1 protein-coding gene and 1 pseudogene are annotated in these 3,527 nt (G+C 42.8%); both read right to left on the reverse strand.

The window, feature by feature from the left end:
• Positions 1–469: pseudogene (locus tag A3761_RS22645) on the reverse strand (hypothetical protein); the annotation flags it as partial.
• 148 nt (positions 470–617) lie between these two features.
• On the reverse strand, positions 618–3,527 hold a 2,910-nt coding region (smc, locus tag A3761_RS22650), incomplete at its 5' end, for a chromosome segregation protein SMC (protein ID WP_068750942.1).

A 3,527-nucleotide genomic window follows, 5' to 3' on the forward strand; every position in this document is an offset into this window, starting at 1 on the left:
CGTGCACATTGATAACGATAACAAGCGCGTGCTTGTCATTGTTTTCACTTGCGCTACTAACTTCGATTTCAGCAACTTTCTTGATCTTACCGGCGTGAGCCGTTTTAACTTCGATTGACTCTAGCTCTATACGCGAACCCGCATCGGCAACAATGGCTCCATCTTCTTTTACGTCATCATCGTTAAAAGGTGTATCGAAATTCAGACTAGGTTCGATTTTATCCTTAGAGGAATTAACTTCTTCAATGCCTGATTCAAGTGCACCTGAAGATACAACGCGCGCGCCACCACTGGGTAATTCAGGATTAAAATCGTCTTCAAGCGGATCACCTGCACCCAAATCGCCACTCATGTCACGAGACATCTTAAGTGAGTCACGATTGGCAATACGCATGCGCCTGTAACCATCGATCAAAATACCAACGATAATTACTGCACCGATAACAATTAACCAGTCTCTTAAATTCATTTTTTCACTTATATAAATATCAATGATGCGAGCACGCATCGAAAGGAGCTAAAAACGCCCTGCACTTAGTATAAATTATAGTTTTAAAGTTTACATTGTTTCAACAAAGTAGGATGCGAATAAATTATCTGTAACTCTTTTACCAACACTATACCTCTACCATTGCTGCGGCTTCATCAATATCAACAGAGACTAGCCTGGAAACGCCAGGCTCATGCATCGTCACACCCATAAGCTGGTCTGCTTTTTCCATAGACACCTTGTTATGAGAGATATAGATAAACTGCACTTGAGAAGACATCTCCTTTACCATTCTGGCAAAGCGGCCAACGTTTGCATCATCAAGCGGGGCATCTACTTCGTCCAGCATACAGAAAGGTGCCGGATTCAGCTCAAAAATAGCAAAGATAAGCGCGATAGCAGTTAGAGACTTCTCACCCCCAGAAAGAAGGTGAATCGTGGCATTTTTCTTTCCTGGTGGACGCGCAATAATCATGACACCAGTTTCCAGCAAGTTGTCATCAGTTAATTCAAGATACGCGTTGCCACCACCGAATATCTTCGGAAAGAGGCGCTGCAAGCCTTCGTTTACTTGGTCATATGTTTGCTTGAAGCGGGTGCGTGTTTCTTTATCTATCTTTTTAATCGCATCCACAAGCGTATCTAGCGCATCGACAAGTTCATCATTCTGCTCATCCAAATGCTGCTTTCGCTCGTTCTGAACCTTAAATTCATCAATAGCAGCAAGGTTAATCGAACCAAGGCGCTGAATTCTTTGCCCTAATTGCTCCAAAGCTGCCTTCAAATTTGCTTCGTTGTCGCCTGCGTGAATTTGTGAACTAAGCGCATCAATTTCGAATCCATCCTCAAGAATCCTCTCTTCGAGGTTTTTCTTATTAATGGATAGCGCTTGAGTATCCATCCTGATTGCTTCGAGCTTTTCTCTTGCTGACTGTATTGCACCTTCAAACTTAACGCGAGCGCCCTCTTCCTCGCGCAAGCTAATACTAACGCTTTCAACGGATTTTCGCGCTTCATTCAGTCGCTCTTCTGCAATTAGCCGGGATTCCAAGAGACCTTCAAGCTGCATAGACAAGTCCTCTAAGGACTCATCTTCGTAATGTTCGCTATTATTAAGCTCAGTAATTCGTTGCTTCTTATAACTTAACTCTTTGCCTAGCCTCTCAATAGTTTGTTTTAGGGAGTTTACCTGACTAAGCTTTTGCTGTTGTTCAATTTGTTTCTGATGTACTGAATTTTGCGCTTCGCGAGACTGAGCTCTATACATCTCTAGCTGAGATTGAACACGCTCTCTTTCTTCGCTAAGAACTGCTTTGCGCTCAGTGAACTCATCAAGCGATAGCAGCGCTTCATTCCAGATTTCGCGCGATTCAGCAAGTTGCTCACGATACTGTTCAAGCTGATCTAACAACTCCTTGATATCTTCATCGTTTCGTTTTAGCTGGAGATTGAATTGATCTAGCTTGGCTTTATCTGCTCCTTGCTGACCAGCTATTCGAGCTTTCTCATTGGTCAGCGTTTTAATAGATACCTCGAAAGACTCTAAGTCTTTACGATATTGATGTAGAGCATCTTTATTGGCTTCAAGTTGAAGATTAACGGCATCAAGCTGCTCCTCTAGCGCTGGAATAGCTTTCTTTATTTTTGCGATAACATTTGCACGCTCAAGAACGCCTGCCTCGGTATCACCGGGCCTGTATACTCTTGCCCATGTTTGACCAAACCAAAGGCCATCAGTACATATAACAGACTCGTGCTCCGCCAGTGTAGCAATAGCAAGCTGTGCTTGCTCTTTTGAATCAGCAACTTTGATATCGTTTAGTATTAAAATTACTTGAGACGGTGCACCTTCAACATATTGAGCAAGTGATCCAGATTTTGCTACAACATTAGAGTTTGATCCATTTTTATCCTTATCTAATAAGGTAACAGAACCTTCCAGAGTTGATGTTTCGCAATTCAGAATAAGATCCGTTGCTACGCCGTCGGAAACCAAAGAGTTCATCCAATCATGAAGCGCTTGCTGAACAGCAATTTCCCAACCTGAAGTGACCTTAAGCTCATTCATCAGCAATGGCAGCTGATCAATACCCATCTGCCGCTTTTGCGCAGAAACGCTAGAATCATCACCCAAGACAGATTCTTGAAGTGTTACAAGCGAAGCGAGGACAGCTTTCTGCTCCGATATCTTTGCATGCAAGATAGACTTCTGATCGCTTAGTGATTCAATCTTGTCTTGTTGTTGCTCAATTTTAGGCAATATGTCATCAACTTCCTGCTGAGAGCTTAATAGTTTTTCATCTACTATCAACTGCTCCTCTTCCCATTGACCATGATCTAGCTCTTCAATACTTCGCTGCACATCAATAGAGGAGTGAGATAGGCGTTCATGCCGTATTTCGAGCTCTTGAATTCGTTCTTCTGTTTGCTGGATCTTAGCTTGCTCAAGCTCTGCGCTTTTTTGAGCATTTGCAGAGTCCTGGTTAAATTGATCCCACCGAAGTTGCCAGGATTCCATGTCAGATTCGCGCATTTCCAGCTCGAAAGAGGATTGCTCAAGCTGCTCCTGAAGCTCAATAAATACCGCTTCAATTTCTTCTAGATCCGCTAGCACAAGCTCATGTGTTTCATGGTCAGCGGACAATACCTCGTCAATTTCAGCAATTTCCTCTTTAAGCCGACTAACCTGTTGCTCCTGCTCGAGCTGGCGGCTCTTAATAAACTTAAGTTTTTGCTCTAGCGCAGCAATCTCACCGCCAGACTGATAAAATTTTGCCTGAAACTTATTGAATACCTCTTGCTTGTCTTCAAGTTCAGTACGCAGCACATCCACTTTGTTTTCATTGCTATTCTTAGCAATAACGGCATCTTCTATTTCTTTTTCATATTTAACAGACAGATCGGACTTGCCCGATAGGTCCTGATCGAGAAGATCCCAATATACAAAATGAAGTTTTGCAGAGAGTAGACGTTCTTCTTTCTTGAATTCAGTATAACGTTCAGCTGCATTTGCTTGCCGTTTAAGGTGCTGAAGCTG

It is taken from the genome of Oleiphilus sp. HI0123 (assembly GCF_001635315.1).